Genomic DNA, 23,196 nt, shown 5'->3' on the forward strand with positions numbered 1-23,196 from the left:
AGAAATAGAACAGTTTATAATGAAAATCATGACGGCGAAGCTTAATCGGAACGGAGTCAAAATGGCAATGGCTTCACTCGCTACTCGCCTCAAGAGGAGAAACCCGCTCCTCTTGAGGCTTTTAAAACCCGTAGCGACTCCGCCCGGCGCGCGGCCAGAAGGAAAGAAAACCACTTTCCTTCTAACCTTTAAAACATTGCGCCGGCTCCACACGCTGTTCGGAACGGATTCAAAAGGAAAAGCACTTTTGACTCCGTTCCTCCTACATTAGTTTTTTGCCTAGTAGGGAGGTGATGAGGGCGACGGCTACGTCGGCTGTGTGGTTTTTGACATCGAGGATCGGGTTTACTTCGACGAATTCGGCTGAGGTGATCAGCTCTGCTTCGGCCAGCATTTCCAGGGCAAGATGGCTTTCGCGGTAGGTCAGTCCACCAAGTACAGGGGTCCCGACACCCGGCGCTTCCTGCGGGTCAAGTCCGTCGAGGTCGAGACTGAGGTGAACGCCGTCCGTTTTTTCCGCCAGGTAGGCGATCGTTTCTTCCATTACCCGTTGCATGCCGAGACGGTCCACCTCATGCATCGTAAAAACATTAATCCCCAGCCTTTTAATCATTTCGCGCTCCCCTTCATCAATATCGCGCGCCCCGATAATGACAACGTTCTCCGGCTTCAGCTTTGGCGCATAGCCACCAATCGTTGTCAGCTTCGGGTGGCCGACGCCTAAATTGACGGCGAGCGGCATCCCGTGAATGTTCCCGGATGGCGACGTTTCAGCGGTATTCATATCAGGATGGGCATCGTACCAAATGACACCAAGGTTTTTATAGCGCTTACTAATTCCGGCGATCGAGCCGATGCTCATGCTATGGTCTCCTCCGAGAATGAGCGGAAAACTGTCTTTCTCTTGAATCGCCGTTACCTGCTGCTGCAATTTCTCACTTGCTTCAATGACTTCCTTTATATTTCTTAATTCCTGCGTGTCATCGGCGCCCGGCCGGTCAATCGCAATATCGCCATAGTCACGCACGTTAAAGCCTAGTTTCTCCAGCTCCTCTATCAATCCTGCATATCTCATCGCACTTGGCCCCATGTCGACCCCGCGCCGCTTCTGTCCCAAATCCATCGGCATCCCAATCACCGATATCGTTTGCTCTTTTTTCATTGTCGCTTCCCCCTTCGTTTCACTTCACCCTTACAATGCAATTACCGTGCCAACAATTTCTCTCTCTGCTCCACCATAATATTTCCCTATTACGGATTGAATTGTTTCTCTATTTGTATCTATCATATATACTATCGTCCGCTGAAAGGAACAACTTTTTCACGATATAACCTGACATCAAAAAGTTTTATACCACGCATAAAGATTTTTATTTTTCATTTATTTCATCATTCAATATACTGAAAATTATCATAATTCAGGAGGGACAACGATGAACCTGCATCCGAAAAAAACATTAATTAAGGAAACAATTGACGCCAATAAACAAAAGTGGATTGATTTATCATTGAAAATCCATGCTCATCCGGAGCTTAGCTTTGAAGAGTTTCAGGCGAGTCAGTGGCTGACTGAGCCGCTTGAAGAGGCCGGCTTCACGGTTAAGCGTCAACTCTTGCCTGAGCTGCCGACTTCCTTCTATGCTGAGTGGAAGGGAACAAAAAGCGGGCCGACGATTGTCCTTTTAGCAGAATATGACGCTCTCGCTGAGCTCGGTCATGCGTGCGGCCATAACATCATCGGTACATCAGCTGTCTGCGCTGCTGTTTCGCTTAAACAGGCGCTGGGCGATATTGCCGGAAAATTGATCGTACTCGGCACTCCGGCTGAAGAAGAAGGTGGCGGGAAAATTTTGCTGGCGGAAAACGGCTGGTTTGACGATGCCGATGCCGCGTTAATGTGCCATCCCCGCGATAAGACAATGATTTTCCGCGGCAGTCTAGCCTGCGTCGATGTTGATATTACATTTAAAGGAAAGTCCGCCCATGCTGCTGCTAACCCCGATCAAGGAATCAGCGCGCTCGACGCGATGCTGCACAGCTTTGCTGCGATCAAACAGCTGTTGCCTGCCTTGCATAAATCAGCAAACGTCCACGGCATTATTCGCAAAGGGGGAGACGCGACCAATATTATCCCCGATCATTGTGAGGCGAGCTTCCTTCTACGAGCGAAAACGCGGGAAGAGCTTGCGCTCGTTAAGAAGCGTGTCTATCAGGCGATTACCAGCTCAACGGAAGCCATCGGGGCGACATGCGCGATGGAGGAAGGACTGACCTATGCAGAACGGATCAACAATCGCGTGCTCGGTCATTTATTCAAGGATAATTTAGAGGCAATTGGTGTTGAAGTCGATGCTTCCGACATCCAATCAGGAATTGGATCATCGGATATCGGGAATGTCAGTCAGCTCGTACCGACGATTCACCCTTATATTAAAATCGGCGAGGCGATTACGCACACGCCGGCTTTTACTGAGGCGACAAAATCAGAAGAAGGAATACAGGGATTACTGCAAGCCGCAACGGCGCTCGCCTTAACAGCTTATGACGTTTTTGAGCAGCCGGAATTGGCCGAGCAGGCCAAAGAAGAGCTGGCCGCGACTTTATCCACTAAAGGAGGAATCTAATATGTCCGAACCGAAGCAACCCGGGGCGAGAAGCGGATGGCGAAAGTTTCTCGTCATGCCCCACACATATGTCTTGCTCGTTATGATCATTTTACTCGCTGCCCTGCTCACTTATGTCATCCCGGCAGGTGAGTTTGAACGGGCGGAGGACGCCAATTCCGGGCGGACTGTCGTCGTGCCGGGAAGCTATGAAGAAGCCGAAGCTTCCCCATTTAATCCGCTCCTGTTCCCTGTTTCGATCGTTGAAGGCTTTAATGATTCAAGCGATATTATTTTCTTTATTTTAATCATTGGCGGTACATTTCAGATCATTATGTCGACAGGAGCGATTGACGCAGTTACCGGCCGGACAACCAGTTTGTTTTCGAAACGATCGGCCTTTGTCATTCCCGCTTTTTTAGCGCTGTTTTCCGTCGGCGGCTTTACAATGGGAATGAGCACGGAATCAATGGTATTCGTGCCGATTGGGATTCTCATCGCCCGGTCGCTCGGTTATGATGCCATCACCGGAACGGCGATGGTGATTTTAGGAAGCAACATCGGCTTTACCGCGGGACTGCTTAACCCGTTCAGTGTCGGTGTCGCCCAGTCGATCGCTGAAGTTCCGTTGTTTTCCGGAATGTGGCTGCGTGCGATTATTCTGGTTCTGCTGCTGATCATTACGTCGCTTTATATTATTCGTTACGCCAATAAAGTGAAACAGGATAAACGCAACAGTCTTGTCTATGATCTGGAGGTCGAACAAAAGCAGCCTGACGTCGAAGGTGTTGCTATCGATTCAGCAATTACAGGAAAACATATGATGGCGATCTCCGTCTTTCTGCTCGGAATAATCGTTCTGCTATGGGGCGACTCCGTTCATGAATGGTATATTCTTGAGATTTCCTCGCTCTTCTTAGCGATGGGGATTGTGGCTGGACTTGTCTCCGGCTACGGGCCAAGCCGAATATCGAAGGAATTTGTAAAAGGAGCAAAAAGTATCGTGATGGGCGCTTTAATGATCGGTTTGGCCAGAGCGGTTATCGTCGTTCTGGAAGATGGCGCTATTATTGATACGATCGTTTTTTATGCTTCCACTGTCGTTGATACAATGCCAGGGTCCTTCCAGGTGCTCGGTATGTATTTCTTCCAAGTATTCGTTAATTTATTTATTACATCCGGCTCCGGTCAGGCGGCGATTACGATGCCGATCATGACCCCGCTCGGTGATTTACTCGGCGTCACGCGCCAAACCGGCGTGCTTGCGTTTCAGCTCGGCGACGGCTTCACCAATTTGATCAACCCGACTTCTTCCACGTTAATGGGAGCACTGGCCGTCTCAGGAATCGCCTTTCAAAAATGGTTCCGCTTCTTCTGGCCTCTCACGCTAATTTGGATCGTATTCGGCGGCATCATGGTTGTCATTGCCAATTTGATTCAGTATCAGTAAGGCGTAAGCCCGCCCATTGGCTTCAAACGGAGTGGCTTCACCCACTGCATAGTATTGAGAAGAGCGGCCACTCTGAGCTTGGGAGCGGTCGCTCTTCTTTCCTTTCCGGTCTTCGTCTATAATGAGAAAAAGGAGACGAGATAGATGAATGAGAAAGATTGCTTAATGCTGACCTATTTAGAACATGAGCCGAATATTACACAGGCAGCCAAGCGCCTTTTCACAACGCAGCCGGCTCTCGCCTACCGCATCAAACAAATTGAGGAAGAGTTTGGCATTGACTTATTTTACCGCGAAGGCAAAACACCAACTTTGACGCCTGAAGGCCGCTGCCTGATTCATTATGCCCGTAAACAGCTGCAACTGCTGCGCGAAACAAAGGATCAGCTGCGCGAGCTGGCTAACGCTGGAAACCTCCGTATCGGCGTGAACAGCTATGTGTGCAATTCGCTGTTTCCTCCTCTGTTAAGTCAATTCCACCGCCATCATCCAGAGATCCAATATTATATCCATTCCGGGATGAGCTCGGAGATTTTCAAGAAATTACAGAACGGTGATATTAACTTGGCGATTGTCCGCGGGGATTTTGCCTGGACGGGCGAGAAGCAGCTGCTCCATGAGGATCACATCGGTATTGTCTCAAACTCGCCTATCACGCTCGCCTCCCTCCCTGACGAACCGAGAATCTGTTTTCAGGAGTCTGACTATCTTTCCCAGATTCCCAATCATACAAAGATCACGATTGAGGATATGATTAAGCGATGGTGGGGAGAGCATTTTACCGATGAACCAAAAGCTTTCATGAAAGTGGACAGCTATGAGACCTGTGTCCGGATGGTCGATGCCGGACTTGGCTTCGCCATCGTTCCGAAGCTTTTTTTGCTTCAGCACGCTCATCTCCCCTTTCAGCCGCTTCGCTTTCAAGATGGAACTGTTGCTTCGCGGCGCATGTGGGTATATTATCGCGAAAACAGCCTGACGCTGCGGGCGGTGGAAACCTTTTTATCGTTTTTAATGACCTATTTTTCCGAAAACATCCCTGGCGAGAAAAGAGAAGAGAACTGATGGCAAAGACAAAATGGATAAAAGGAAGTGGACTGCTCCTCTCTGGTTTCCGCTTCATTCGGCAATCATGATCGCTTACGGCCGGCTACAAGATGAAGCCCAGCAGACCGAGCTGCCGACCTCACGAATGGCGCGAGCTTTACTCTCTTTCCACGAGTGGCCGGCTTTTTATAACTATCTTCTGTTTTAGTAAGGCGCTGATTCGACCACTGCCGCTCTCGGCCTCGTTGCGCGATACACCTGGGCGCAGAATAGAAAAATGAGAACAGCATCTATCAAGTCCCCGCCATAATACATCAGCATCGCACCTGCCTCGGCCTGGGCAGGCGGTACACCATCCGGCGGATAGGCATACAAATATTTTGCGAGGATCCCATGCGCTGCCAAGGCAAGCAGCAGGACGACAGCCCTGTACGGCACACTTGCCTGGTGCGGAGCCGGATCAATTGAAATGATCGCTGCAGTAAACAGATAACCAGCGAGAAAGACGTGAAGATGAATAAACAGATGCAGCAATAGCGAATCATGCATCGCGTTAAACAAATTAGTCGTATAGAGCAGCCACAGCCCGCCGATATTGAGTAGAGTCGCCACAACCGGATCACTGACAAACCGGGCCGGGCGGCTTTTTAACACTCTCGATAAAGCGCGGGCCCGTGGCACGGACAGCGAGCGCAGCGCTAATGTCATCGGGGCGGCCAGCACCATCAGCAGCGGAGCCAGCATCCCTAAAAACAGATGACCGGTCATATGAGCCGCAAAATCATGATGCGACCTTTCCGCCAATGGACCGATTACCGCTGCTAAGGCACATCCAACTCCGACGATCCATAAAACGGTTCGATGAAGCGGCCAGCGTTTAAAACGGCGATTCGTAACGTACACGGCGCTGACATAAAAAAGGAGCGCAAGCACGAACGGCAATGCCAGCAGAAGCTGCGCAAGCAGGGCCATTTCAACATGTACACCAGGCATTTCGTGGCCGTGATGAAAGGAATGTGCATCCTGCATCAGACCTGAACCTTCCTTTCTGTCGTGTCCTGTCTATTTGATCGGCGAAGCACCAACAAGCCGATGGCAATCATCACAAGTGCCAGCACATTCCAGATCACATCATAAACGATCACATTGTCAACGTAGCGGATCTGGTGAATCCTCATCAACTTATGCTGGATAATGCCGTCATATAATTGGAATCCCCCGCCGCCAACAAGTACACCGCCCCACCATATTCCGCGGGATAAAGCATTTCTTCTCCGCAAGTCCGCGAACAAAAAGAGACCCGCGATCGTCGCAAACCAGCTGAAGGCATGGAAGAGCCCATCTGAGATTAAGCCAATTTCGGTTGTTGCTCTATCATAGAAGTGATGCCAATGCAACAGCTGATGAAAGACCGCCTCGTCCACAAACGCGACTAGACCAAGTCCAAACAAAATCCCTGACCACAGGTTCCGCGCACGATAGCGCGGGGAGGCATTCCCGCCTGCTTCATCTTGATTTATCCTTTTTTTCATAGTAATCGCTCACTTTCAACCCGATTAAAAACTCCTTTCTTACTCTACCCAAAAATAGCTGTAATAAACAACTTTATCCAAGTCCGACTCTGTTGCTCCGTCTCTCTAACAGCACTGTATCCCGCCAAATTCCATTAAGCCGGGCGATGCGTTCCCGTCTGCCGATTTCTCGAAAGCCATTCTTTTTATGCAAAGAAAGGCTGGCCTCATTTTCCGGAAAAATAGACGCCTGCAATGTCCAATAGCCGTTTTCTTCTGTTACCATGATCAGTTGCCGCAGCAAACGGGCACCGACGCCTAAACCGCGCGCTTCCTCTTCGACATAAACACTGACCTCCCCGACGCCCGCGTAAACACAACGTTCGGACACAGGAGAAGCCTTACTCCAGCCAATTATCGTTTGCTCCTGCACTGCGACCAGACAGCAGGCCGGATTCGTTTCCTTAAGCCAGTTGTCATATGCCTCAGGTACCTTCGTTTCAAAGGTCGCCTTTCCCGTTTCAATTCCTGCCTCGTAGATCGCTCGCACCTGTTCCCAATCATCCCGTTTCATTGTCCGGATCACAATCTTCACTTGAATGTCTCCTCTCAAAATAGTTCCTTAACTTAAGTATACAATACTTGCAAAATACAAATAAATAGGTTATAACCTTTTATAGGAGGTGGAAGATGGAAAACAAAAGAGAATTATTTCAAACGATGACAAGACGCTTCGGATTTCTCGACAAAAACTGCTGCTCCATCGGCGACGTTGACCTCTCACTCGCCCAGAGTCATATCCTTTACGAAATCGATAAACAACACGAACCGTCTATGCAGCAAATCGCCGAAACACTAGCAATGGACATTACAACCTTCAGCCGGCAAATTCAAACGTTAATGAAGCGCAATCTCGTTCAGAAAACCCCTGCCGAGCAGGACAAACGAGTGGCCATCCTCTCCCTGACACCAAAAGGAACCTCGATGGTAAAAATGATCGACGAACGAATGAATGCTTATTTAGAAGAAGTCTTTTCTGATATGAATGAATTTGAAAAAGAAATTGTTCTCCGTTCGATCAAGCGACTAAACGATGCAATGGCGAAAGCAACCGTCTGCTGCCAGCCTTTAATGTAGCAGAACAGAAGCAGTCAGAAGCGCTAAGCCTGGGTGTTTGACACCCATTTTATATACTTGCAATTTACAATTAAATTATAAGGAGCTTGAAAATGAAAATCGAGATCCCTTTATCAAACAGTTGCTGTGAGCCGATCAAACAACCGCTCTCTGAAGAACGAACAATCCAGCCAGACCCGCCCCTTCCGATCGCAATTATCGGCGCAGGACCTGTCGGACTTGCCGCCGCCGCTCATTTAGCCGACCGCGGTCAACCATTTCTCGTGTTTGAAGCAGGCAGCAACATTGGTCACCACGTTCTCCAGTGGGGCCATGTCCGCCTCTTCTCCCCATGGCGCTACAATATCGATAAAATCTCGGCACAGCTGCTCTCCAGGCACGGCTGGAGAGCGCCGGACAAAGATGCTCTCCCCCTTGGTAAAGAGCTTGTGGAGGACTATTTGCGGCCTCTCGCCGCCCTACCTGAAATCAAGCCATATCTGTACTTGGATACACGAGTAACGGCAATCAGCAAACAAAACAGCGATAAAATGAAAAACGCGAAGCGCGGTCAGTCTCCTTTTGTGATCTATAGCGAAAATAAACAGGGCCGGACGAAGCGTTACCACGCAAAGGCTGTAATCGACGCAACCGGCACCTGGGGGCAGCCTAATCCCGCTTATGCCGATCAGGTCTGGACGAAGGAGGAGCGTACTCTTTCCTCTCATCTCGCTTACGGCATTCCTGATGTTACCGGTAAAGACGAAAAGCGTTACCGTGGCAAACGGATCGCCATCGTCGGAAGTGGGCACTCCGCCTTAAATGTCCTGCTCGATCTCGCCAAATTAAAGGAATCAGCACCAGCAACCGATATTATCTGGCTGATGCGTAAGGAACAGGTTGAGCAGGCATACGGCGGCGAAGAAAAGGATGCGTTGCAAGCCCGGGGCGAGCTCGGCACCCGCATCCACCAGCTTGTTGACTCCGGCCTGATCGACGTCAAAACTTCCTGCTATATTCAAGAGCTGAAAAAGGAGAACGGGACAGTGACAATCCACGCTCTAGTCGACAAGCAGCGGACAACAATCGGGCAAATCGATGAAATCATCGTCAATGCCGGCAGCCGGCCCGATTTTACCTTTCTGCGCGAACTCAGGCTAAACATCGACCCGGTGACAGAAAGCATCGCCGCACTTGCTCCGCTCATTGATCCGAACTTGCACAGCTGCGGAACAGTTCGACCTCACGGAGAACGGGAACTAAAGCAGCCGGAGGAAAATTTTTATATCGCCGGCATGAAAAGCTACGGCCGCGCTCCGACTTTCTTAATGGCAACCGGCTATGAACAAATCCGCTCAATTACCGCCTACCTTTGCGGTGATATCAACGCCGCGAGACAGGTCGAGCTTGATTTGCCGGAAACCGGCGTCTGTCGTGTTACCCTTCCGGTAAACGACAGTCAGGCGGACTGCTGCAGCTAGAGACAAGCGCCAATACATCTTTTAAAGGTGGCTGAAAACGGGCTTTCTTCAGCCATCTGCGTAACGTGCGAAGCCGCCCTCCCTCGAATCAACCCGGAAATCTTATATTTTATTCTCTCACAAAAAAACTCCCTACCGTTAAGGTAAGGGAGTTTTTTCAACCTTCATTTACTCGCGATTGTCTTGACCTTCATTTGGAAATAGGCGAGTTGTCTTTGCTTTGCTTCTTTGTTCTTGCGTTTGATCTTTTCTTCGAGCAGTTCCGGCTTTACATATTCCTCGCTGACAACTTTCTCCTGCCATTCATCCCAGTTTTGTTTCACACTTATCACCTCTTTTTTCAGAATAATCAGTCTTTTTAATTCAGTATCATTTCCATTTTTATGTCGTCGCGAAAAAGTCTTTCGGGTTTAAGCAGGTTGTTTGATAGTCACCTGGAGAGAAGAGATTCACTTCTCTCCAGGATTTGACTATTGCCGATTCGGCTTATGCGTTACTTACACAACACCTTGAGCTAACATTGCATCGGCTACTTTCACGAAGCCGCAGATGTTGGCTCCTAACACAAGATTGCGTGGCTCTCCATACTTCGTCGCCGCGGCCACACTGTTGTGGTAAATATCAATCATAATTTTCTTCAGCTGCTGATCGACCTCTTCAAATGTCCATGACATCCGGGCACTATTTTGCGCCATTTCCAAAGCCGATACTGCCACTCCGCCGGCATTGGCTGCTTTTGCTGGAGCAAACAGCACCTGATTCTGGTGGAATACACTGATCGCTTCGAGAGTGGAAGGCATATTCGCTCCCTCACCGACAGCGAGAACACCGTTTGCCACCATCTGCGCCGCCGCAGCCTCATCAATTTCATTTTGCGTCGCGCAAGGCAACGCGATCTCACATGGCAATGTCCAGATTCCTTCACAGCCTTCCGTATAGAAAGCACCAGGATGACTGTCGACGTATTCCTTGATCCGCTTTCCTTCGACTTCCTTCAAACGTTTAACGGTCTGAAGATCAATGCCGTCCGGATCGTAAATGTAACCATTTGAATCACTGCAGGCGACAACCTTCGCCCCAAGCTCTGTCGCCTTTTCGATCGCATAAATCGAAACATTGCCCGAGCCGGATACAACTACGGTACGTCCTGCAAAATTAAGTCCGTGATCCTTCATCATTTCTTCCACAAAGTAAACCGCGCCATAGCCTGTTGCTTCCGGTCTTGCCAAGCTGCCGCCATAGCTGACCGCTTTCCCTGTCAGCACGCCGGCTTCAAAGCCGCCCTGAAGCTTTTTATATTGGCCGAACATAAAGCCGATTTCCCGTGCGCCGACGCCGATATCACCGGCCGGCACGTCAATATCGGTGCCTATATGTCTGGAAAGCTCGGTCATGAAGCTTTGTGTAAACCGCATGATTTCACGGTCTGACTTTCCTTTCGGGTCAAAGTCGGATCCCCCTTTTCCTCCCCCGATCGCCTGTCCTGTAAGCGAGTTTTTGAAAATCTGTTCAAACCCTAAAAACTTAATAATACTTAGGTTAACGGAAGGATGAAAACGAAGTCCGCCTTTATAAGGTCCTAATGCGCTATTAAACTGTACGCGGTAGCCGCGGTTGACCTGCACCTGTCCCTGGTCATCAACCCACGGGACACGAAACATAATAACCCGTTCCGGTTCTACGATCCGCTCTAACACATTTTCCTCAATATAACGCGGTTCGTCAGCAAGGACAGGGACCAGTGAGTCAAATACTTCTTTCACCGCCTGAAGATACTCACTTTCATGACCATTTTGCCGCTCTACTTTCGAAAATACTTTATCAACATAATTTTTCGCAAGCTCTACTTGCTTAGTCTCGTTCTCTTTCGTCACATTCATCTTAAGGAATCCCCTTCTCTCCGACTTTTTTCTTTCTATCTATATTTAATTTCTGATTTCCGAATATTTTTATTTTAATTTCATTTTATACTGTTACAATAATCGTAACAATATAAATAAAAGATGAAATCAATCTCATTTTGAGATCAATGAAAGGAGAGGTCGCGTGGAGTTTAGACAGATTCTTTACTTTATGGAGGTTGCCAAGCTTGAACATATGACAGAGGCGGCTGAAAGTCTGCTTGTCGCTCAGTCGGCGATCAGCCGGCAAATCGCCAATCTGGAAGAGGAATTAGGCGTAAAACTGTTTGTCCGGCAAGGAAGACGCCTGCGGCTAACTCCGACGGGGCGGATGTTTTATGCGCGAATGAGCAAAGCGATGAGGCTGATTGAGCAGGCCAAGCGGGAGATTGCCGAAGAGCTCGAGCCGGAAAAAGGAACGGTGCGGATCGCCTTTCCAATCAGCTTGGCTGCCTATATGCTGCCGATGGCGATTTCGGCTTTCCGTAAGCAATACCCCGATACAAAATTCCAGCTGAAACAGAGCAGCTATCGCACTGTCATTGAGGAAGTGATGAATGGCGATTTTAATATGGGTTTAGTTGGTCCCGTACCGACTGAAGATACGCGCGTCAACGGCTCAATTTTGTTTACGGAAAACATCGTGGCCCTCGTGCCGATCACTCACCCGCTCGCCGGCCGCTCGGCGATCCGCCTGCATCAGCTTGAAGGGGAGCCGTTAATTTTGCTGTCAAAAGGGCTTGTTTTTCGCGATATGATCGTTTCCGCCTGCGTGAAAGAAGGCTTTGAACCGACCGTCGCCTTTGAAGGAGATGATGTCGATGCGTTAAAGGGACTGGCCTCGGCCGGACTTGGCATTTCGCTCATCCCGGAAGTTACGATGCTCGACAACGTCCCGCGCTCAACCGTAAAAATCCCGATTGTCGATCCCTCAATCCCGCGTACGATCGGCGTCGTGACACCCGTTGACCGCGAGCTGCTGCCAACGGAGACGCTCTTTTACAACTTCATTCATTCGTTCTATAAAGCGGGCTCGTAACAAGAGCAGCCTGATGTTGAATTATGCTGTGATTTATGTTCTACCATAGTCCAGCGATCAAATGGGTCGTTTGACTTGTTTTGCAAGAATTTGTTTCACCTTTACCAAGTCGGGTAACAAAAGAAAGCAGAAGACATGCCGGCTCAGCAACATGTCTTACAGGAGGACAACTGACTGCAGTCAAAACCCTCTTTAACCTGCAAAACCGACAACAGTGAAGGAGGCTTATTCTTATGTTTCGACATCAAAAAGAACTGCAATTTGAAGTGAAAGTGGAAGGTCCGGATCCAATGCTGGCCCGGCAAATTCAGGAGGTGCTCGGCGGTCAGTTCGGTGAAATGACCGTCATGATGCAATATCTTTTCCAAGGCTTTAATTGCCGTGGCGAGGAGAAATACAAAGATATGCTGATGGATATCGGCACTGAAGAAATCGGACATGTTGAGATGCTCTGTTCTCTTATTAGCCAATTGCTCGACGGCGCTTCTCCGGAAGACCAGGCAGAAGTGGCGAAGGACCCGGCTACAGCAGCGATTATGGGAGGAATAAACCCGCAGCATCTGCTCGTTAGCGGGCTTGGCGCGATGCCGACCAACTCAAACGGCGTTCCTTGGAACGGGGCGTACATTGTGGCCAGCGGTAATTTATTGGCCGACATGCGTTCCAACCTGCATGCCGAAAGCCAGGGCAGACTTCAGGTTGCCCGTTTGTATCATATGACAAAAGACGAAGGCGTCAGAAAAACGTTCCGCAAAATGCTCGCCCGCGACCGCTATCATCAATACCAATGGCTTGCGGCGATTGAAGAGCTGGAAGAAAAGAAAGGCATTGTCGTCCCAGCTTCCTTCCCGCCGGAGGCCGAACAGGAAGCTCAACAGGAGGCCTATGAATTCTGGAGTTTATCGGAAGGGGATGCTTCCTCCGAGGGCCGCTGGGCAACGGGCAGCGCTCCCGATGGAAGCGGAGAATTCGTCTATATTGCCGAACCGGTGCCAAAGGGACAAGCACCAAACCCTCCAGTACCGGCAACCGAACTGCATCATGACCTTGATGAGAAAAAAGTACAGAAATAAATCAGCACCTGCAGAGCTTGAGCCAAAAGGGAAAAGCCCTTTTGGCTCAGCTTTCTTCTATTCCAGCCTTCGCTTGTATTCTCACCTTCATTTGTAAGGCTCTTTTACTTTAAAATATCCTCTTAACAGTCCAGTGAGGTATCCTAACGGGGTCGTTTCGACTTGCCCGTATTCTTTCTGGGTGTACAAATGAGTAGCATTTGGCAGCTCCCGCTTTAACTGTTTCCGCAAGCTTTCCCCGGCCTCATCAGCATCAACTAATATGTAGACATCCTTATCTTCAATCGGCAAAATCAAATCCTCAAGCTTTGTGACACTTAATGTCCCATAGGTACAAATCACATCTACCGGCTCATTTAACACCCGCTTTACCCGTTTCCTGTCATTCGTTCCTTCCACGATCAACACTTTCTCCACCATCCGGCTCACCCTTTGCTCGCGTTGTTCATACTCCTAGTATGCCGCAGCCTGCCGATCCTAACAAGCCAGCAGATCAAGTGTTGAACAGGAGGTTGTCTGTCTGTTGTACAGTGGGTTGACAGCGGCGGCAATCTTCTTTAAAGTAAAACTAACACAAGTGAAAGGGTGAGCCTACGACAATGAAGTTTTAATCCTATTTTATCGAAAACAAGTTATTGGAAGACAGGAATAGCAGTGGGAGTAGTCTGCTTTTTTACCGTCTTCGCAACGCTGTTTTCAGAATAGGATTAGCTTCAGCATATGGGCTCCCAGCCAAAAAACGGGTATGGGATCATGCTCGTTTTTTTCGCTGACCACACCCGTATACCGGGCTGTCTCCTATTCTGTCCAGCAGATGGGAGACTTTTTTTGTCTCCCGACCGATTGAAAAGGAGATGAGAATATGCATTTGATCGAGGCACAACATGTAAAGCTGTACGCGAAAGATCGCCTTTTACTTGATATTGAGCGGTTGCAGATAGAACCCGGAGACCGGATCGGGCTCGTCGGACGAAATGGCTGCGGCAAGACAACGTTCCTGCGCGCCCTTGCCGGCGAACGCCAGCCAGACGAGGGACAGATCAAGGCCAGCGCAACAAGACGGCTCCTGCCCCAGCTCAAACATACGAACACGCATAAAAGCGGCGGTGAAGTCACCCAGGCTTATATCCAGGAAGCTGTGGCCGCCGCCCCCGCCCTACTGCTCGCCGATGAACCGACGACGAACCTCGATACCGCCCATATTGAATGGATCGAATCAATTCTGCGTGACTGGCAGGGAGCCTTTATTCTCGTTTCCCATGACCGCGCCTTTCTCGACGCTCTCTGTACAAAGATATGGGAAATTGAAGATGGCCAGCTGACGGAATTCAAAGGCAACTATTCAGATTACGCCGAACAGAAGGAGCTCCAGCGCCGCAGCCAGCAGCAGGCCTATGAGCAATATCAGAAAAAGAAGCGGCAGCTGGAAGAAGCCTTGAAGGAAAAAGAACGAAAAGCGGCCCGCGCTACGAAAAAGCCGAAGAAGGTCAGCGCATCTGAAGCGAAAATCACCGGAGCAAAGCCTTATTTCGCCAAAAAGCAGAAAAAGCTTCAGCAAAATGCCAAAGCGATCGAAACGCGGATCGAGCAGCTGGAAAAGGTGGAAAAAGTGAAAGATTTGCCAACAATCAGCATGCAAGCTGCGGATGAACCGGCGCTCAAAAAGCAAATCATCATCCGCGCTGAACAAGTCGAGGGTGTCGTTGGTGGCAGGACTCTTTGGAAAAAGACGAGCTTTTATATCCGCGGCGGTGATAAGCTGGCAATCCTCGGGGCCAACGGAAGCGGCAAAACGACACTCGTCAAAAAAATGATCAGCGGGGCCGATGGTATTACGATTTCACCCTCAATCCGCGTCGGCTATTTCAGCCAAAACTTGTCGACGCTCGACACCGGCCAAACGGTTTTAGCCAATGTCAGCGAGAACTCCCCCTATGAGGAATCGTTCATCAGGACGATGCTTGCCCGCCTCCTCTTCTTTCGCGAGGATGTCCTGAAGCCGGTCTCCGTCTTAAGCGGCGGCGAACGGGTGAAAGTCGCCCTGGCCAAACTACTGGCAAGCGGCTGTCAGGCGCTCATCCTGGATGAGCCGACGAACTATCTCGATATTGCATCGGTCGAAGCGCTCGAGAGCCTGCTAAAGGAATTCAGCGGGACGGTCATTTTCGTCTCGCATGACCGACAATTTGTCGCCAATATCGCCACCCGCCTGCTCATTATTGAGAATCGGACGCTTGCCGCTTTTGATGGGAGCTATCACGATTATCGGGAGGTACAGGTAAAACCGCCGTCCACATCCGACGCCGACGAGCTGCTCGTCATCGAGCAAAAAATTACCGAGGTGCTCAGCCGCCTCAGCCTTGAATCATCGGATGAGCTGGAGGCAGAATTCCAACGGCTTTTGCAGGAAAAACGACGCTTAACAGCTAAAAGAGATGACGCAAAGGCGTAAAGGAGACTTTTTAAAGGGACTGGGTAAAAAGATTGTATTTTTACCCAGTCCCCACCTGTTAAAGCCCGTTGTGAACGGTTTCTCACAACGGGCTGCAAGTCATCCTAATGATATGAAGATACTCTTTTTTCTCATGATCGCTCTTCCGCTGGCTGAAGCAAAATCCCAATATCCTCAGGACTGCCTTCAATCGATGTCAGGAAAGCGGCGGTGATCTCGTTTAACTGTATAAGCAGTTCAAGCCATTGTTGATCACGAACAGCTGTTACCGGATCAATGCTGTCAAAGAAAGTATCATCAACGCCATCCTCACCTACAGCCTCAATTTCCCTACTGATAAAATCGAACCATAGTCGGTTTAACTCGTGAATGAAAGCAACATGTTCAAGCTCCTGCTCTGTTAACTTGAGCGGCTCCTCCCGAAGAGCATAAGGTGAGGACCACTCACCGTCAACAACCAGCTCAATCCCTTCGCGCTCTCCCAGCTCATAAGAAAACCGCACAGCGGCTTTTCTTAGAAGCGGCGTGCGGAGTCGTTACAATCTTTTGAGGATGACTGCAAACGGGGTTCTTTCAGTCATCCGTGTAACGTGCGAAGCCGACGCACTTCCTCGAATATCTTATAAAACCCAATCTGTGATGCATTATTGACAATACCATTCTTCCCTATTTCGGGTAGGTCAGCCTTCAGGTTCATGCCCAGCTGCAAATAGGACTGCGCTGTTCCGGCAATAAATGAATTTTGCTCGGAAAGCTGTTCCAACTGGCCCGGGGCAATCGCCTGATTTGCGCCGATTTCCTCATACATTTGCTGATTTATGACGAGATAATAGCTGAGCCAGGAAAGGTCGTTGGCAAGCTGCTCTGAAAGAAACGATTCATAGGCTGCTTTTTCCTCAAAGCTTTTCAAGACGTACACGCCTGCCACCAGCACTAAAACCGTAATCACTACATACAGTAGCCACCTTTTCAATAAATCGCCCTCCTCTCCCTTCTACGTCTCGCCATAATATTCAGCAATATAGAAAAAGCCGATTTGGCGGACAAGAAAATTCCTCAATTCACCTTGTGTTGCTTTTTCAACTGGCGGCTCCGTTAATGTATAAGCTCTGGCATTGATCGACGAAAAAAAAATCATGATCGACGCGATTATGGTAGTCATCATCGACAATTCCTGACGCGAGAGCGGCCTTCGGGTAGCCAAGCATAAACACATGCGTCCGCAAAGCAAGCCCCGGCGTAGCATGTAACAGGACGATAAGAGCGACCAGCACAATGATAAAAAACAGCGGCTTTTTCTTTTTCAAGTAACGCTCCTCCTACTCCACTCTTTTCTCCATCTTACCAAAATTGGTACAATAAAGGAGCACTCTTGCTAGAAAAAAGGAGCGAACGCCATGATTGATGCCCATATTCACCTGGACGACTATCCATTACAAACGCTGACGGAGCAGATTGAGCGCTGGCAGCAGGCGGGAATAACCGGTGTGATTGCCGTTGCCAAAAATCTGGCTTCCTCTTATCAGACGCTGACACTGCAGCAGCGCTTCCCCGATTTTGTCCACGCCTGCATTGGCTTCCATCCTGAATTTCCGCTGCCCGGTGCCCGTGATTTTGCGGAGTGGCGAAGACTGCTGCAAACAGAGCGTTCCCAGATCACGGCAATCGGAGAAATCGGCCTCCCGCATTATGAACTGGCGAATTTGCCGGACCAGCTTGAAGACCATCTTACCTTTGTCGGACAGGTATTGGATGATGCGGTCACGCACGAACTACCTGTTGCCCTCCATGCTGTTCATGATAAGGCTGCGCCCATGCTCCAACTGCTGCAGGCGAAGGGCATCACCAATGCGCATTTTCACTGGCTGAAGGCTCCGCCAGCTGTCGTCCGTCAAATAGCCGCTGCCGGCTACTACATTTCACTGACCCCGGAAGTCTGCTACCGCCAGCGTGACCAGCAACTGGCCCGCCTCGTGCCAGCCCGGCAACTACTGATCGAAACAGACGGCCCGTGGCGCTATGACGGTCCCTTTTACGGTCAGGAGACGACACCGCTTTTGCTTCAGTCTGTCATCCAGCAGCTCGCCGCCCTTTTTGACACAACAGAAAGCACCATCCGCTCACAAACCGTCCACAATACGCAAAGCTGCTACCAGCTTAAGTCATGCTTCACCTCATAAGCTGCTCAAGCTCTTCCTTTGTGTATTCGCCGATAATCCCCGGCTTTGTGAGTAAATAGTTCATAATGTCAGCATGGCGCAGCCCGTCAATGGTCTTCAATCCTTCGATGATCATTGAGACGTATGGCACAGAAGGCTTCGTGAACGCGACGTCCAGCCCCCAGTCAGCCGTAAACGTGAAAACCGGAATGCCGTCATGCTGTCCAAGATGAATAATCGTTCCATACCATGATTCCCGCACTTTTTGATAGCGCCCGTTAATGATCTCATCAAAGTTCAGCTCCAGTTCAACGCCGTTATTCTCCTGTTTGACAACATCATGAAATTGTTCTGCTGTAATCAAATAGCGTTTGCTGAACGTCTGGGCATCCTCCTCCTCATCCAAGCCGATAAAGGCCACTCCCTGCTTCTGCCACCGGCCTGAACGTTTGGCGAAGTAAAGCGGATAATGAATGATATCGGTCTCTTCCTTAAGAGGAGGGGTCTTGTCCCGGCAGCCAACTTCCGTCTTCTCAGATCCCTTCGGCCTGCCTCCCTCGATGTAGCACATAAAACGTTCCCTGTTCAAGTTCGAGCCATAGCTCGCATACCAGATATATGTTTCTTTCATAGTAAGTACATGCTCCTTTCTTTAAGAAAACCGCATAGCGGCTTTTCTTAGAAGCACTGTGCGGAGCCGTTACAACGATCTTTGTTCTCGATGAAAGCGGGGTTCTTTCAGCGAGAACGTAACGTGCAGAGCCAGTGCCCCTCCTTGTCATTCCCCTAGATCATTGAACAAAGGGTGTACCAAAAAATTACTTTTCTTTTGGTACACCCTAAAACGGCCAATAGATCTGTGCTTATGCTTCCAACTCATCTATACTTCCCCCAGTGTCGCATTCACCCCGACATTTTCCATACTGGCATTGTCCTTTCATGCTCTTCTAATTCTGGAACTTCTGTTTGAAGTGAGGTAATCTTTTCTATCTTAAAGGATACCATTTGATCAATCCAATTCCATACATTAAAGCAGATAAAAATGCCTCGTCTCTGATTTCGAGACGAGGCATGACTGTAAATCACATATGGCATTTCGCCTTTATTCGTTTTTCTCCTTCTGTTGATCATCCCAGCTTTCCAGATTAGAGACACCTTGAATGCTGTCGCGGTAGAAAACAGGGTCAATCCCGTTGCGAGCCTGGTCCTGGAAGTGCTTCAGCGCCTTGAAGGCGATCGGCGCGAGCAGAGCGACAGCGATTAAATTGACAACAGCCATCGAGCCCATAAAGAGGTCGGCCATCGACCAGATGATCTCCAATTCACTAGTCGCCCCGACGATAATCATCGCCAGAAAGGCGAGACGAAATAACAGTAGATACACCGGCTTTTCAGTTATAAATTCAATATTGGCCTGCCCGTAATAATAGTTTCCAAGCAGAGAGCTGAAAGCGAAGAAAAAGATGGCCACTGTCACAAATATCGTCGACCATTCGCCAATATGAACAGCCAATGCGGTTTGCGTCAATTGTATCCCTTCCATTTCCCCAACTGTATACACATCTGTCAGCAAAATAATAAAGGCCGTCGCACTGCAAATTACGATCGTATCGATCAACACACTTAATGACTGAATCAGTCCCTGCTTGACTGGATGACTGACGTAGACCGTCGCAGCAGCATTCGGCGCGCTCCCCATTCCCGCTTCATTGGAAAACAGGCCCCGTTGAACGCCATTCATAATCGCCGCCCCAATTCCACCGCCGATCATTTCCTCCAGGCCGAAAGCATGAGAAAAAATCATCGCAAACACAGCCGGTACTTGAGATATGTTCATAAAAGTAATGATTAAAGCCGCAATCACATATGTAATAGCAAAGATTGGTACAATCACTTCAGCGACAACCGCAATCCGGCGCACACCGCCAAAAATGATAAAAGCCATCAATACGGCAATTACGACGCCAATAACAGCCGGATTTACATCATAGGCTCCAGCAAAAGCATCGGAAATCGTATGCGTCTGCACCCCGTTGAAAATCAGTCCAAAACAGAGAATCATCAAAATTGCAAAAAGAATCCCCATCCCCCGCGAGCGAAGTCCTTTTTCCATATAATAGGCCGGTCCGCCGCGAAAGCCATCCTTATCTCTTACTTTATACATTTGCGCCAGTGTACTTTCGACAAATCCGGTCGCCGCCCCAATCAAGGCAACGATCCACATCCAAAATATCGCTCCAGGTCCGCCAACCGAGATCGCGATCGCCACCCCGGCCAAATTTCCTGTACCGACGCGCGCCGCCGTACTGATCGCAAACGCCTGAAACGGGGTCGTCCCTTTTCTCTGCTTAAATGCTGTCCGATCCGTTCCTGCAATCAGTTCACGAATCATCGTCGGCAGCAAACGAAACTGAACAAAATTCATTCGTATCGTCAAATAAAGCCCCAAAAGCAAAAGAAAGCCTACGAGCACATATGTCCAAAGAATGTCATTACCTATGCCTATCCATTCAGCCAGCCACGTATCGGTTGAAAACCACTCGTCCATCCCCTCATCCTTTCCATTCAACGTAAAAAACCCATTTTATTTTTTCCCGCTTTCTCTACTCACTAAACCATTTTATTTCCAAAAGAAAAAGTTATCCCAAAAAGGTTTTCGGGATAACTCGGATCGGCGATCTGGACCGCCTATTCTTACGATTTTCAGAAAGTCCTTCAGACCGGCTGTTTTACTTCCATAGACTGGACAGAAATTTTTCCACTTCCTTATTCCTTCACAAATTCCTTTGTACTGCGTACCGTATCAATCGGCCGGACGATGCTTTCAATTTGCTCACGTTTTCCTTCCAAAAACGGCGGAAGGGAAAGCTTTTCTCCCAACGTCTCATATGGCTCATCGCCCATAAAGCCCGGGCCGTCCGTCGCCAGCTCAAATAAGATTTGCGGCGCAACCCGCGTATACATCGATTCAAAGAAGAACCGGTCGACATAGCCTGATGTTTGCAGACCAAAGCGGGGCAGTCTGTTAATCCATTCCTCCAGCACACTTCGGTCCTCGACCCGGAATGCGACATGGTGAACCGTACCGAAGCCTTGACGAGCCTGAGGAAGCACCGTGTTATGCTCGACGATGATTTGCGCCCCGTTTCCGCCTTCCCCTGCTTCAAACAAGTGGAAAGAACCTTCCTCAGCAATCTCCTTAAACAGCATCACCTTCTCTAGCAGCTCCTTAAAAGCATCAAAGTTTGCGATTCTGATGAAGATCGGACCCAGACCTGTAATCGCATACTCCAGCGGAACCGGTCCCTTTTGCCAAGGCGTACCGGATGCTACACCGGAGTCGTTTTCATCTGAAATAAGCTGATAATGCTGATCATCAAAATCAACAAATGACAGCGTCTTTTTACCAAATTGCTCCTTAATTCCCGTATGCTCCACTTCCAGCCGATCAAAACGCTTTACCCAATAATCAAGCGCCGCGTCGCTCGGAACACGGAATGATGTTTTTGAAATCTCATTCGTTCCATGAGAACCTTTTGGAATTCCCGGAAAATCAAAGAATGTCATATCCGTTCCCGGACTTCCTGTATCATCGGCAAAAAACAGGTGATATGTTCGAATATCATCCTGGTTGACGGTTTTCTTTACGAGGCGCATGCCAAGCACGTACGTAAAAAACTGATAATTCTCTTCCGCGCTGCTCGTAATTGCTGTAACGTGATGCACCCCTTTTAGCTCGTTCATCTCTATTACCTCCATGTCATTTATCTCGAATTTGAAATAATTATACTGCTTTTGTTTTTTTCTGTCAACCTGAAGGAACAAGAACGAGGATCTGCACTTGATTTTAAATGAGCAAAGAAGCGGGGGCTTCCTGTTCGCTTTGTACAGGACGAAACCTCCGCCTCATTTGAAGCTAATAACCAACCTGCAAGGTGTGAACATGATCCAGCGTGGCCCTAACCTGATCATACTCAGCCTGCAACTCAGCCGGAATCTGCTCCCGCCCGATTCCCTCACTTGTATTAATGCCACTTTTCGCCATAATCGTCTGGTGCTTCATCACCGCCTCAATATAGGCATCCATTTCTGCCTCTGTCAGCAATGATTCCAGTACAGGAAGGCCGTTCAGACGGTCAAAATAAGGCTGTGCTGCTAATAAAGTCGCTTTTTCTTCTACATATAGATCAGCTGGCAGCTCGTCGTAATTGATGTTTCCATAGGGATCGCCATACTCCATCTTTGCGGCGACAATCGAACGCGCCAGCTCTTTAAATGTTTCATATTCTTCCTGACCGAGTACACCCTTGGCCTGCGCCAACTTGGCATCAATCAGCAAGTAGCTTTCCATTGTAAATCCGGCGATATGCTTTTGGACGTTTGCGAATGAGCCGTAAACATCGTCGGCGAGAAAGATCTGATAGGCGAACGCGCTAGTCGGCAAAATTATGATCGCCGCCAGCAGCAAACTGGCAACACGCTTTGGAAACTTCCGACTTACTCCCGCCCGGCGCAGTACTTTCTCTTTCAACTCCGCCGGCGCTTCCACTCCCTCTGCCTTTGTCTTCAGGACGTGCCGGATACGCTCTTCTGTATTCATTGAACATTCCTCACTCTCTCAACATCGTTTTGTCTGATCTCTTCTTTTTGCCGCAGCTTTTTCAATGCTGCATGAACCCGGGATTTCACCGTACCGATTGGGATATCGAGAATGCCGGCAACATCCTCCTGAGAATAATCGTTTAAATAGTGGAGGATTACAACCTGCTTCAGCTTAAATGGTAGCTGTTCAATCGAACGAAATAAATCATCGTTAGCCAGCCTCTCATCCGCCTGATGAAACAGAAAATGTTCATTACCTATTGCCTGTTCCTCTGCCCGCTTTATCGTCCGCAGCCTCATCCATTTTTTGCGGCGGTATGCGTGAACCTTCTTAATCGCAATCCCAAGCAGCCACGGCTTGAACGGCCGCTCTATCTCAAATTTGTCCAATGCTTTAAAAGCCTGAATAAAGCTATCCTGTACAATATCATCGACATCCGCTTTATTGTCTGCCAGGAAATGAACGTTTTTATACACATCTTGGACAGTGCGCTCATACAAATCACTGTATGCCTCCTGCCTTCCCATTCGGATTTGGCCGATCAATATCGCCAACTGCTGCTGCTCGTCATCCAAGGCTCTCCCCTCCTTTTTCTTTTGTCATTTCATATTGGTTAGAACGGGTCGATTTCGTTCGTTTTTTTTCTTAGACGGAATAAACAACACCAATCGCAAAAGTGCGTTATAATAGACGTATAAACTATATTGGTTGGTGTTTATTTATGCGTACAAAGAATAGATTAAATCCGGATGAGTCTCAGT

At 48.9% G+C, this 23,196-nt stretch carries 25 protein-coding genes; 10 read left to right on the plus strand and 15 right to left on the minus strand.

Annotated elements, in window-relative coordinates; translation table 11 throughout:
* Positions 1–262: 262 nt before the first annotated feature.
* Positions 263–1,162 (minus strand): arginase, encoded by a 900-nt coding sequence (gene rocF, locus M3212_RS13270; protein ID WP_251194452.1) that lies wholly within the window; start codon positions 1,160–1,162, stop codon positions 263–265.
* Between the two features lie 271 nt (positions 1,163–1,433).
* Between rocF and M3212_RS13275 the strand changes: the two genes are divergently transcribed.
* The 4 genes from M3212_RS13275 to M3212_RS13290 all read left to right on the plus strand — a co-directional run bounded on the left by M3212_RS13275 (position 1,434) and on the right by M3212_RS13290 (position 5,308).
* On the plus strand, positions 1,434–2,624 hold the full coding sequence (locus M3212_RS13275; RefSeq protein WP_251194453.1) for a M20 family metallopeptidase: 1,191 nt from the start codon (positions 1,434–1,436) through the stop codon (positions 2,622–2,624).
* Position 2,625: 1 nt separating this feature from the next.
* Positions 2,626–4,053 (plus strand): YfcC family protein, encoded by a 1,428-nt coding sequence (locus M3212_RS13280; RefSeq protein ID WP_251194454.1) that lies wholly within the window; start codon positions 2,626–2,628, stop codon positions 4,051–4,053.
* A 144-nt stretch (positions 4,054–4,197) separates the two neighbouring features.
* Positions 4,198–5,118, plus strand: a complete 921-nt coding sequence (locus tag M3212_RS13285; RefSeq protein ID WP_251194455.1) for a LysR family transcriptional regulator — start codon at positions 4,198–4,200, stop codon at positions 5,116–5,118.
* Between the two features lie 13 nt (positions 5,119–5,131).
* Complete coding sequence (locus M3212_RS13290; protein WP_251194456.1) at positions 5,132–5,308, plus strand: hypothetical protein; 177 nt, start codon at positions 5,132–5,134, stop codon at positions 5,306–5,308.
* Here M3212_RS13290 and M3212_RS13295 read toward each other — a convergent pair.
* The 3 genes from M3212_RS13295 to M3212_RS13305 all read right to left on the minus strand — a co-directional run bounded on the left by M3212_RS13295 (position 5,305) and on the right by M3212_RS13305 (position 7,206).
* Positions 5,305–6,129, minus strand: coding sequence for a cytochrome c oxidase assembly protein (locus M3212_RS13295; RefSeq protein WP_434084052.1), 825 nt, complete (start codon positions 6,127–6,129; stop codon positions 5,305–5,307). The two genes, M3212_RS13290 and M3212_RS13295, sit on opposite strands and share 4 nt — an antisense overlap.
* A complete protein-coding gene (locus M3212_RS13300) occupies positions 6,129–6,632 on the minus strand; it encodes a DUF2243 domain-containing protein (protein ID WP_251194457.1) in 504 nt (167 codons plus the stop codon). The genes M3212_RS13295 and M3212_RS13300 overlap by 1 nt, the downstream gene beginning before the upstream one ends.
* A 73-nt stretch (positions 6,633–6,705) precedes the next feature.
* Positions 6,706–7,206: an N-acetyltransferase family protein gene (locus M3212_RS13305; RefSeq protein ID WP_434084053.1), complete on the minus strand. Its 501-nt coding sequence runs from the start codon at positions 7,204–7,206 to the stop codon at positions 6,706–6,708.
* Between the two features lie 95 nt (positions 7,207–7,301).
* Between M3212_RS13305 and M3212_RS13310 the strand changes: the two genes are divergently transcribed.
* Both M3212_RS13310 and M3212_RS13315 read left to right on the plus strand, forming a co-directional pair.
* Positions 7,302–7,748 carry a MarR family winged helix-turn-helix transcriptional regulator gene (locus M3212_RS13310; RefSeq protein ID WP_251194458.1) on the plus strand — a complete coding sequence of 149 codons (447 nt, stop codon included), beginning with the start codon at positions 7,302–7,304 and terminating at the stop codon, positions 7,746–7,748.
* A gap of 92 nt (positions 7,749–7,840) precedes the next feature.
* The gene (locus tag M3212_RS13315) at positions 7,841–9,208 is read left to right on the plus strand and encodes an NAD(P)-binding domain-containing protein (RefSeq protein ID WP_251194459.1); all 1,368 of its coding nucleotides are present in this window, start codon (positions 7,841–7,843) and stop codon (positions 9,206–9,208) included.
* A 164-nt stretch (positions 9,209–9,372) separates the two neighbouring features.
* Here M3212_RS13315 and M3212_RS13320 read toward each other — a convergent pair whose 3' ends face one another.
* Together M3212_RS13320 and gdhA are read right to left on the minus strand one after the other, a co-directional pair.
* On the minus strand, positions 9,373–9,531 hold the full coding sequence (locus M3212_RS13320) for a hypothetical protein (RefSeq protein ID WP_251194460.1): 159 nt from the start codon (positions 9,529–9,531) through the stop codon (positions 9,373–9,375).
* A gap of 174 nt (positions 9,532–9,705) precedes the next feature.
* A complete protein-coding gene (gene gdhA, locus M3212_RS13325) occupies positions 9,706–11,088 on the minus strand; it encodes an NADP-specific glutamate dehydrogenase (RefSeq protein WP_251194461.1) in 1,383 nt (460 codons plus the stop codon).
* Positions 11,089–11,254: 166 nt separating this feature from the next.
* On the opposite strand from gdhA, the gene M3212_RS13330 reads away from it, so the two are divergent.
* On the plus strand, positions 11,255–12,148 hold the full coding sequence (locus M3212_RS13330) for a LysR family transcriptional regulator (RefSeq protein ID WP_251194462.1): 894 nt from the start codon (positions 11,255–11,257) through the stop codon (positions 12,146–12,148).
* Between the two features lie 233 nt (positions 12,149–12,381).
* On the plus strand, positions 12,382–13,221 hold the full coding sequence (locus M3212_RS13335; protein ID WP_251194463.1) for a manganese catalase family protein: 840 nt from the start codon (positions 12,382–12,384) through the stop codon (positions 13,219–13,221).
* An 87-nt stretch (positions 13,222–13,308) separates the two neighbouring features.
* On the opposite strand, the gene M3212_RS13340 is transcribed toward M3212_RS13335, so the two are convergent.
* Positions 13,309–13,641 (minus strand): toprim domain-containing protein, encoded by a 333-nt coding sequence (locus M3212_RS13340; RefSeq protein WP_251194464.1) that lies wholly within the window; start codon positions 13,639–13,641, stop codon positions 13,309–13,311.
* Between the two features lie 442 nt (positions 13,642–14,083).
* Between M3212_RS13340 and M3212_RS13345 the strand changes: the two genes are divergently transcribed.
* Positions 14,084–15,673, plus strand: a complete 1,590-nt coding sequence (locus tag M3212_RS13345; protein WP_251194465.1) for a Vga family ABC-F type ribosomal protection protein — start codon at positions 14,084–14,086, stop codon at positions 15,671–15,673.
* 131 nt (positions 15,674–15,804) lie between these two features.
* On the opposite strand, the gene M3212_RS13350 is transcribed toward M3212_RS13345, so the two are convergent.
* The 3 genes from M3212_RS13350 to M3212_RS13360 form a co-directional block, all read right to left on the minus strand.
* The gene (locus tag M3212_RS13350; RefSeq protein WP_251194466.1) at positions 15,805–16,176 is read right to left on the minus strand and encodes a hypothetical protein; all 372 of its coding nucleotides are present in this window, start codon (positions 16,174–16,176) and stop codon (positions 15,805–15,807) included.
* A 74-nt stretch (positions 16,177–16,250) separates the two neighbouring features.
* The gene (locus M3212_RS13355; protein WP_251194467.1) at positions 16,251–16,646 is read right to left on the minus strand and encodes a hypothetical protein; all 396 of its coding nucleotides are present in this window, start codon (positions 16,644–16,646) and stop codon (positions 16,251–16,253) included.
* 106 nt (positions 16,647–16,752) lie between these two features.
* Positions 16,753–16,980: a hypothetical protein gene (locus M3212_RS13360; protein ID WP_251194468.1), complete on the minus strand. Its 228-nt coding sequence runs from the start codon at positions 16,978–16,980 to the stop codon at positions 16,753–16,755.
* A gap of 90 nt (positions 16,981–17,070) precedes the next feature.
* Between M3212_RS13360 and M3212_RS13365 the strand changes: the two genes are divergently transcribed.
* Entirely contained in the window at positions 17,071–17,853 is a 783-nt protein-coding gene (locus tag M3212_RS13365; RefSeq protein ID WP_251194469.1) for a TatD family hydrolase, read from the plus strand.
* Here the strand turns inward: M3212_RS13365 and M3212_RS13370 are convergent.
* The 5 genes from M3212_RS13370 to M3212_RS13390 all read right to left on the minus strand — a co-directional run bounded on the left by M3212_RS13370 (position 17,843) and on the right by M3212_RS13390 (position 23,010).
* Positions 17,843–18,463, minus strand: a complete 621-nt coding sequence (locus M3212_RS13370) for a hypothetical protein (RefSeq protein ID WP_251194470.1) — start codon at positions 18,461–18,463, stop codon at positions 17,843–17,845. The two genes, M3212_RS13365 and M3212_RS13370, sit on opposite strands and share 11 nt — an antisense overlap.
* A gap of 471 nt (positions 18,464–18,934) precedes the next feature.
* A complete protein-coding gene (locus M3212_RS13375; protein WP_251194471.1) occupies positions 18,935–20,380 on the minus strand; it encodes an alanine/glycine:cation symporter family protein in 1,446 nt (481 codons plus the stop codon).
* Between the two features lie 218 nt (positions 20,381–20,598).
* A complete protein-coding gene (locus M3212_RS13380; protein WP_251194472.1) occupies positions 20,599–21,576 on the minus strand; it encodes a ring-cleaving dioxygenase in 978 nt (325 codons plus the stop codon).
* A gap of 172 nt (positions 21,577–21,748) precedes the next feature.
* Positions 21,749–22,432, minus strand: a complete 684-nt coding sequence (locus tag M3212_RS13385; RefSeq protein WP_251194473.1) for a DUF3600 domain-containing protein — start codon at positions 22,430–22,432, stop codon at positions 21,749–21,751.
* Complete coding sequence (locus M3212_RS13390; protein ID WP_285874391.1) at positions 22,429–23,010, minus strand: sigma-70 family RNA polymerase sigma factor; 582 nt, start codon at positions 23,008–23,010, stop codon at positions 22,429–22,431. Before M3212_RS13390 ends, M3212_RS13385 begins: the two co-directional genes overlap by 4 nt.
* Positions 23,011–23,196: the final 186 nt, after the last annotated feature.

It is taken from the genome of Halalkalibacter oceani (genome assembly GCF_023715705.1).
GTDB classification, from domain to species: Bacteria; Bacillota; Bacilli; order Bacillales; family Bacillaceae_D; genus Halalkalibacter; species Halalkalibacter oceani_A.

Excerpts from the sequence above, each read along its gene's own strand:
- rocF (WP_251194452.1), bottom strand. The coding sequence starts at position 1,162 with ATGAAAAAAGAGCAAACGATATCGGTGATTGGGATGCCGATGGATTTG.
- M3212_RS13275 (WP_251194453.1), top strand. The coding sequence starts at position 1,434 with ATGAACCTGCATCCGAAAAAAACATTAATTAAGGAAACAATTGACGCC.
- M3212_RS13280 (WP_251194454.1), top strand. The coding sequence starts at position 2,626 with ATGTCCGAACCGAAGCAACCCGGGGCGAGAAGCGGATGGCGAAAGTTT.
- M3212_RS13285 (WP_251194455.1), top strand. The coding sequence starts at position 4,198 with ATGAATGAGAAAGATTGCTTAATGCTGACCTATTTAGAACATGAGCCG.
- M3212_RS13290 (WP_251194456.1), top strand. The coding sequence starts at position 5,132 with ATGGATAAAAGGAAGTGGACTGCTCCTCTCTGGTTTCCGCTTCATTCG.
- M3212_RS13295 (WP_434084052.1), bottom strand. The coding sequence starts at position 6,129 with ATGCAGGATGCACATTCCTTTCATCACGGCCACGAAATGCCTGGTGTA.
- M3212_RS13300 (WP_251194457.1), bottom strand. The coding sequence starts at position 6,632 with ATGAAAAAAAGGATAAATCAAGATGAAGCAGGCGGGAATGCCTCCCCG.
- M3212_RS13310 (WP_251194458.1), top strand. The coding sequence starts at position 7,302 with ATGGAAAACAAAAGAGAATTATTTCAAACGATGACAAGACGCTTCGGA.
- M3212_RS13315 (WP_251194459.1), top strand. The coding sequence starts at position 7,841 with ATGAAAATCGAGATCCCTTTATCAAACAGTTGCTGTGAGCCGATCAAA.
- gdhA (WP_251194461.1), bottom strand. The coding sequence starts at position 11,088 with ATGAATGTGACGAAAGAGAACGAGACTAAGCAAGTAGAGCTTGCGAAA.
- M3212_RS13335 (WP_251194463.1), top strand. The coding sequence starts at position 12,382 with ATGTTTCGACATCAAAAAGAACTGCAATTTGAAGTGAAAGTGGAAGGT.
- M3212_RS13340 (WP_251194464.1), bottom strand. The coding sequence starts at position 13,641 with ATGGTGGAGAAAGTGTTGATCGTGGAAGGAACGAATGACAGGAAACGG.
- M3212_RS13345 (WP_251194465.1), top strand. The coding sequence starts at position 14,084 with ATGCATTTGATCGAGGCACAACATGTAAAGCTGTACGCGAAAGATCGC.
- M3212_RS13365 (WP_251194469.1), top strand. The coding sequence starts at position 17,071 with ATGATTGATGCCCATATTCACCTGGACGACTATCCATTACAAACGCTG.
- M3212_RS13370 (WP_251194470.1), bottom strand. The coding sequence starts at position 18,463 with ATGAAAGAAACATATATCTGGTATGCGAGCTATGGCTCGAACTTGAAC.
- M3212_RS13375 (WP_251194471.1), bottom strand. The coding sequence starts at position 20,380 with ATGGACGAGTGGTTTTCAACCGATACGTGGCTGGCTGAATGGATAGGC.
- M3212_RS13380 (WP_251194472.1), bottom strand. The coding sequence starts at position 21,576 with ATGAACGAGCTAAAAGGGGTGCATCACGTTACAGCAATTACGAGCAGC.
- M3212_RS13385 (WP_251194473.1), bottom strand. The coding sequence starts at position 22,432 with ATGAATACAGAAGAGCGTATCCGGCACGTCCTGAAGACAAAGGCAGAG.